This window comes from Evansella vedderi, from assembly GCF_030813435.1.
Classification (GTDB): domain Bacteria; phylum Bacillota; class Bacilli; order Bacillales; family Salisediminibacteriaceae; genus Evansella; species Evansella vedderi.
Map to the genome: position 1 here is coordinate 1 of NZ_JAUSUG010000047.1, position 7,550 is coordinate 7,550.

A 7,550-nucleotide genomic window follows, 5' to 3' on the forward strand; every position below is an offset into this window, starting at 1 on the left:
GATCGAGTGAAGATCGCTTGTATGGCACAGTTAGTCAACGTTATCGCACCGATCATGACGGAAAATGGCGGGAAAGCATGGAAGCAAACGATCTTTTACCCGTATGCACATGTTTCTGCATTTGGTCGTGGTGTTGCGTTACAGCCGGTTGTATCTTCACCGAAATATGATAGTAAAGATTTTACGGATGTTCCTTATCTTGATACAGCTGCTGTATATAATGAAGAAAAAGAAGAAGTAACTATCTTTGCGGTAAACCGTCATTTAGAGGAATCTCTTCCACTTACATGTGACGTCCGCAGCTTCGAAGGTTACGAAATCGTGGAACACATTGTATTAGAAAACGATGACTTAAAGGCGGTAAATACTTCAGAGTCACAAAATGTAAAACCACATACAAATGGAGTATCTTCCTTAGATAATGGCATGATCGAAGCGAATCTATCTAAAGCATCCTGGAATGTAATCCGTTTAAAAAAACGATAAATTTTAAATAGAGGTTGTTCAAAAAAGGGATCTTCCCTTTTCGAACAACCTTAAATTGTTTAGAGGGGGGATACAGGTGAACAAACCTTCTATACTAGTATTGATACTGCTTATTCTATTCCTTTTACCAACCAATATAAATGCAGGTAATCCAGTTATAAAAGATAGATTTAGCGCAGACCCTGCTGCTCTTGTATATGACGGGAAGGTATATTTGTACGTGGGGAGGGATCAAGCAGGATACCCTGGGCAAATTGATTACTTTTATGTACTGAAGGAATGGAACGTTTATTCTTCCAGCGACATGATTAACTGGGAGCTTGAAGGTACTTTACCAAGGACAGAATTTGATTGGGCAAGGGGAGACTCTGCATGGGCAGCACAAGCAATTGAACGTGATGGTAAATTTTATTGGTATGTAACGGTTTTAAATGACGATCCAGATCCTGAAAAAAATGGCTATGCCATTGGGGTTGCTGTATCTGATTATCCTGCTGTTGGTTTTCAAGATGCCATTGGAGGGCCATTGATAAGTAGTGATATGACGGATGCTCCTGACTTTATGGATCCAAATCAAACCTGGGATAATATCGATCCTACCGTATTCATTGATGAAGATGGACAAGCCTATTTATATTGGGGAAATACCCATTTGTATTATGCAAAATTAAAAGATAACATGATTGAACTTGATGGTAAAATACATCAGATTACGATAGAAAACATGCCTGGTACCTTTACAGAAGCACCTTATTTGCATCAATATGGGGACACATACTATTTATCCTTTGCTATGAATTTCCCGGAAATTACAGCCTATGCCACTAGCCAAAGTCTTGAAGGACCTTGGGAGTATCAAGGCATCCTATTAGATCGTATGGACGATTCTGAAACGAGTCATCAGGCAATCATTGAGTTTGAAGGGGAATGGTACATCCTTTATCATACAGGTGCTCTGCCAGGTGGAGGAAACTTCAATAGGTCCACCTCTATCGAGAAGCTTCATCATAATGAAGATGGGACCATTGATAAAATTATTCCTACTGCGTCTGGATTGGCTTTTGATAGCTATACGATTCACAGCTATGGTAATAATGAACATGCTGTTCGTCATTTAAGTGATGCCATTCGTATTGGGCCTTTTCAAGAAAGTCATTATGATTATAAGTGGCATATTGTTCCTGGTTTAGCAAATAATGAAGATGGATATATTTCCATCCAAGGGGAAAACAAACCGGGATATTATTTGCGACATGGGAATGATTTTACATCACTGCAGAAGCATGATGGTACAGAAGGATTTATGGATGCTGCAACTTTTAAGGTAGTAAAAGGTTTAGCAAATGAGGAATGGGTATCTTTTCAATCATATTCTAATGAGGAATTTTATTTATTCCAGCATGAAAATAACACCATGAGAATAGGGAAAATAGAATCTGAAGACAAGAGAGAGTTTGCTACCTTTCAAATACGTGACATAGAGGGACAACCCTTTTCATTGCTAACAGAAGAAAGTAAGGTATCTAAAGAAGGGAATGTCAATTATATTCTTTTCATAGCAATAAGTCTATTAGTTACGGTTTCATTCGCCATAATAGCTAGAAAAAGAATAGTAAAAAACAAGAAAGTTATTGAAAACCAACAAGTGAAATAGGAAGGAAGTTATGATGTTAAAAGGGAAAACGCTGTTTTTAATAATTGTGATAATGTCACTTTTAATGGTTGTAGGGTGTAATGGAACATCAGATGGTAAGGAAAACGAAACGGAACAAGAGGAAGAGAGTTCCAATCAGGGAACAAGTGAATCAACAGAAAAAGAAGAGGTCGAGGGACCGAGATTTACGAATGCAACTGTACATGATCCATCGGTGATCAGAGTGGATGATACATTTTATGTTTTTGGGTCCCATTTAGCAGCAGCTAAATCTACGGACTTAATGAATTGGCAGCAGATTGCAACAAGTGTAAGTGAAACGAATCCACTCATAGAGAATGTATTTGAAGAATTAGCCGAAACCTTTGAATGGGCACAAACAGATACACTTTGGGCACCGGATGTAACTCAATTGGAAGATGGCCGCTTTTACATGTATTATAATGCCTGTGAAGGGACTGCTCCAAGGTCTGCCCTTGGAGTGGCAGTTGCCGATAACATCGAAGGTCCGTATGAAGATTTAGGTATCTTCCTGAAATCAGGGATGTGGGGAGAACCGAGTGAAGATGGTCCCATATACGATCCTAGAATTCATCCTAATGTGGTAGACCCACATACGTTTTTTGATGAGGATGGGGAATTATGGATGGTTTACGGCTCCTATTCAGGTGGTATTTACATTTTACAAATGGATCGAGAAACTGGATTTCCTCTTCCTAACCAAGGATACGGTAAAAGATTGATGGGAGGTAATCATAGCAGGATTGAGGGCGCTTATATTTTATATAGCCCTGAAACCAACTATTATTACATGTATTTATCCTTCGGGGGACTTGATGCAAATGGTGCCTACAATATGCGTGTAGTACGGTCTGAAAATCCAGACGGCCCTTATTATGATGCGGAAGGAAACGCAATGATTGATGTTAAATCTGACCCAGATTTACCTTTATTTGATGATGAATCCATTGAACCATACGGAGTTAAGTTAATGGGTAACTTTGAATTTATTAAAGATGGGGGAGATGGACCTTCTAGGCGTACTGGTTATGTTTCACCTGGTCATAACTCAGCCTATTTTGATGAAGAAACAGGGAAAAACTATTTAATTTTCCATACACGCTTTCCACGTAGAGGGGAATTACATGAAATAAGAGTACATCAAATGTTTATGAACAGTGAAGGATGGCCTGTAGTAACACCTCACCGATATGCTGGAGAGGTAATAGAAGCGGTGTCAAAGTCTGAAATTGTCGGTGATTATCAATTTATAAATCATGGGAAAGATATATCAGCAGAGATTAAAAACTCCGTGCCTATTCAATTAAATGACAATAACACCATTACCGGGGAAGTTACAGGACAATGGGCATTAGTTGGAGATTATGAAGTAGAGCTTTCCATAGATGGCGTTATCTATAACGGTGTATTCTTAACACAGTGGGATGAGTCCACAAGAAGTTATGTAATGACATTTAGTGCATTATCCAACGAAGGTGTTGCAGTTTGGGGATCTATGGAATAAGAGATATGCTTTGCTAGTCAATCGCTTACTACGAGAAAACACTCGTAATGGGCTTTATAAATAGGACGACGGGTACTTAAGAGGGTGAAACAAAAGGTTAAAATGATACCTTTTGTTTCACCCTCTTTCCTTAGGCTTTTTGCAAGCTTTCCTCTGACTGTGATTCTTTTGTATAGAATAAACGGAAATTGATATCTTGATTATAATTTCCAAATCCGGAACCAAAAATAGTAACTCCTCCTACATTCTCAGCATCATCATGTACTGCAATTCGGAAGGACCATTGTTTTTCACGAATCTTGACATCATCGATTGTTACATCAGAAAGTCTTATACCATCCATGAAAGTTCCGTTAGAGGTAATCCTTAAGCATTTTAATATTCCGTATTGATTGACAACCCTTGGCCACCAATCGGGAGTAAATTTTCCTAAACTGTCTCCGAAATCTCCAGGACTCGTCCAAGTCCCTAAGCTTACATTATTTAAATAAAAGGATATATCTGATGGCCAGTTTTCGTTTGTGAAAGGTGCCTCAGATGAAATCTCAAAGGAAACTTCAAGCTCCTTTGGGTTGTGGCTCGATAATAGGAAGTTAGGAACTTTATACTCAATGTAGCCTTTACTAAACCATAAAATCTTCGCATTAACACGTTCAGGATCTAGAAAATAACGTGGTTCATCAAATTCACCAACAATTTTTTCTAATGTTGCTAAACCGCATGTTGGTTCTACAACAAAATCGGTATAATGCCCCACAGATAATTCAATCTCATGGAAATTAGAGAAGCTTGCTTGTTTTAATGGAAAATTAATTTCTATGCGGTCCACATTCAATATACAAAGCTTTTGAATACCAGCTTTTCCTGGAATCATTTCTGTTCTTATTATCCCTGCTTTTTCAAGCTTCTTTATATGCATTGTCATAATGGCGCTGCTTAATTTTGTAGCTTCTGCAAGCTCACGTATATTCATGGAACGAGTTGTTAAATGTTGTATAACGGACAACCTTACTTGGCTTGCGAGGGCTTCATATACAGGTAAAGATTTATTAGAAATATCTAATTGCATAATTGTCCTCCGAATTTTTCACGTAGAATAAATACGCTTATATTTATTCCGTCATCTTAGTATGACCAGTTTAAAGTTAATAGTCTTATAACTATTATATCAGAAATTGTCAAAGATTAATAAAAATATTTACTTTACAAAAATAAAATATTTTGCTACGTAAGTTTAAGCAGCATTGCGCCATGAGCTGGAATGGACTGTGCGATTTTACTAACAGTTCCTAAATCTTTTTGATCCCAAAGGTCTCTAGCGCGTTTGTTGTCAAACAAACCGATTTGTTCTAACGAAACTTGTAGTGAAGCCTCTGTATCCGTTAGGTTAAATAATGCAACGTAAGTTTCCTGATTCTTTCCGTTAGCAGTCCATACAATATGGTCATTGATGCGATAGACCAAACGGTTACTATGGCTGTGCTGGTTTACTTCTAAGACTTCCTTATTGGTTAATAGGGATAAAGTCCATTCATCATTATCACGGAGTTCCCCTCCAAACATGAGTGGAGACCGGAAAATACTCCATAAAGTCATCATTGTTTTTTGTTCCTCTTTTGTAAAACGTGTCCATCGGTCTCCACCAGGTCCGTCTACAGAGCGAATTCCTAAATGACCTAATGGGAGCATATCACAATCTGGCCAATTTCCTGGGGAAACATACTTTTCCCACTTTTCACATCTCTCGAACATATTGTAAAGGAGGTTCCATTGATCCCAAAAATCATCGGTCATTCTCCACATGTTGGCAGTTTCTTTGAACTGCTGTGCATATTCCACTGGTGCAGGGCCCGGGGAAAGACTTAATACAATATCTCTTCCACATTGATCAATGGCATTGCGAATCAGCTTCATTTCTGGAATATGTGTGTCGTATAGCTTGGATGCGGCAATATCATCGACTTTGACGAAATCAACTCCCCACTGAGCGTATAAGTCAAATAAGGAATTATAGTATTCCTGTGCCCCTTCTTTAGAAGCATCGATACCGTACATATCCGTATTCCAAGGGCAGATTGAATTTTCATGGGCAATATCTCTCGCAGTTACATTTGTACCTAATATTGGCGTATTGTTATGTACTGCTTGTCTTGGAATCCCCCTCATTATATGAATACCAAACTTTAATCCGAGACTGTGTATATAGTCCCCTAGTGCCTTAAATCCAGTACCGTTCTTAGCTGAAGGAAATCGATTTGTTGCTGGCTGTAAACGAGAATATTCATCCATTTCTAATGGAGCAAAGGGGTGATAGCGGGAAGAATCAGCAGTTGGTTCATACCATTGGATATCTACAACAACGTACTCCCAACCATATTCTTTTAAGTAGTTATAAATATAATCTGCGTTCCCCTTCACCTCTTCTTCTGTGACACTTGCACCGTAACAGTCCCAACTGTTCCACCCCATTGGTGGGGTAGGAGCGAAAGTTTTGTGTTTCATCATATACCTCCTAAAAATTATGGATATAAGCAAAATAATGAAAGCTATTTGAAAAAGTTTATACCCTTATTATATAACGAAAATGTAAATAAATTAATAATAATGTTATTGAAATATGGGAATTTTAATTTTGGTTAATTAAATAATTATTGTTAAGAATGGCTGTTTTCGTAAACTTTTGTATTTGAATAGCCTGTAGCGCATCCAAGCCAATCATCATCTTCTTATAACAACATTTTTTTAGAAAACAGCCTTAAAAATATTGATTTAGTCTATGAATATTTCAACAAATTGTAATGCATTCCCTGTGTCTTCCGAACGAGAATGGATGGCCAATTTATTATCATTAACTGCAGTTACTTCAGTATTGCTGAGAAAATCATGATTAGTGATATCTATGCCAAGAAGTTTTTCCCCTTGTTCTTGCTCCATATCTAGATAAAAGAGCCTTGTGTAATCTACATTTTCGACCAAAAAGCTTTCCATTGTGTCGAATGATTTCAATAATCTTTGTTCTCCCAAAATATCAAAATGAAAGGAATCCACTATAAATAAATTCGATTCATCCTCCATAAGTTCAATTGTACTTCTTTGTTGCTCTGCAAAACTAAATTGGCTCGTCATCTCAATAGGAGATGTAATAACATTTATAACAACACGTTCCCATTCGGGGAATAAATCCATGATTTTATCTTCTATTTTATCTGTATTCACATCTCTAAATTCTCCATAAATGGTAATGCTTAAGTCAGCAGGAGGTTGACTATTTAAATACCTTTGTTTCTGCTAGGCTTGGATAGAAGTATTTGAAATACTGACGAAGATAAAAACTCCAATTATACCAAGAGCGATATGAAATTTATAATATTCGAAGATATGCTCGGTTTTCTCCCGAAAAGGGTGCTTTGAAAGATTAGTGTTCCTAATTTTAGCTAACTCTATTCTTTCAAAATGATCTTTAATCACACTATATGCCTCATTTATTTCATCCATATTTAATAGATTATTTTGTTGATTGCGATCAAGTTGACTTTTGTACATTCGTATTAATTTAAAATATTTTTCTTCAATTTCTTCTTTTGATGCACCTGCTGTGATGGAATGATATAAAGATAGAAGGGAAACCTTTAATATGACACCTGCTAAGTCGCTACTTGGGATGAAAGGGCTTGGACAGTATTTATGACCCATGCTGGCGGGGATATCAGTAACCAACTAGGCAGTATCTTTAATTATATATTTGAAAGGATGAGTTAGTGTGACTTCTTTACAAAAAGCAAAAATGATCGTAGACAAGGATTTTCGTGTATCAGAGATTGACGAAAGAATTTACGGTTCCTTTATTGAACATCTTGGCCGTGCTGTATACGGTGGTGTATATGA

Annotated in this window: 7 protein-coding genes; 3 read left to right on the forward strand and 4 right to left on the reverse strand. The window is 37.2% G+C overall.

What is annotated here, in order from left to right:
- From J2S74_RS27025 to abnB, 3 genes are all read left to right on the forward strand, one after another.
- The coding region (locus J2S74_RS27025) for an alpha-L-arabinofuranosidase C-terminal domain-containing protein (RefSeq protein ID WP_307332794.1) at window positions 1–486 on the forward strand (486 nt) is incomplete at its 5' end.
- A gap of 76 nt (window positions 487–562) precedes the next feature.
- The gene (locus J2S74_RS27030; protein WP_307332798.1) at window positions 563–2,140 is read left to right on the forward strand and encodes a family 43 glycosylhydrolase; all 1,578 of its coding nucleotides are present in this window, start codon (window positions 563–565) and stop codon (window positions 2,138–2,140) included.
- Window positions 2,141–2,192: 52 nt separating this feature from the next.
- Complete coding sequence (gene abnB / locus J2S74_RS27035) at window positions 2,193–3,665, forward strand: arabinan endo-1,5-alpha-L-arabinosidase AbnB (protein WP_307332801.1); 1,473 nt, start codon at window positions 2,193–2,195, stop codon at window positions 3,663–3,665.
- 130 nt (window positions 3,666–3,795) lie between these two features.
- Here abnB and J2S74_RS27040 read toward each other — a convergent pair whose 3' ends face one another.
- The 4 genes from J2S74_RS27040 to J2S74_RS27055 form a co-directional block, all read right to left on the reverse strand.
- A complete protein-coding gene (locus tag J2S74_RS27040; RefSeq protein WP_307332804.1) occupies window positions 3,796–4,734 on the reverse strand; it encodes an ArsR/SmtB family transcription factor in 939 nt (312 codons plus the stop codon).
- Window positions 4,735–4,889: 155 nt separating this feature from the next.
- Window positions 4,890–6,167 carry a glycoside hydrolase family 27 protein gene (locus tag J2S74_RS27045; RefSeq protein ID WP_307332807.1) on the reverse strand — a complete coding sequence of 426 codons (1,278 nt, stop codon included), beginning with the start codon at window positions 6,165–6,167 and terminating at the stop codon, window positions 4,890–4,892.
- A gap of 267 nt (window positions 6,168–6,434) precedes the next feature.
- Entirely contained in the window at window positions 6,435–6,881 is a 447-nt protein-coding gene (locus J2S74_RS27050; RefSeq protein WP_307332809.1) for a hypothetical protein, read from the reverse strand.
- Window positions 6,882–6,953: 72 nt separating this feature from the next.
- Window positions 6,954–7,358, reverse strand: a complete 405-nt coding sequence (locus J2S74_RS27055; RefSeq protein ID WP_307332812.1) for a J domain-containing protein — start codon at window positions 7,356–7,358, stop codon at window positions 6,954–6,956.
- Between the last annotated feature and the right edge of the window lie 192 nt (window positions 7,359–7,550).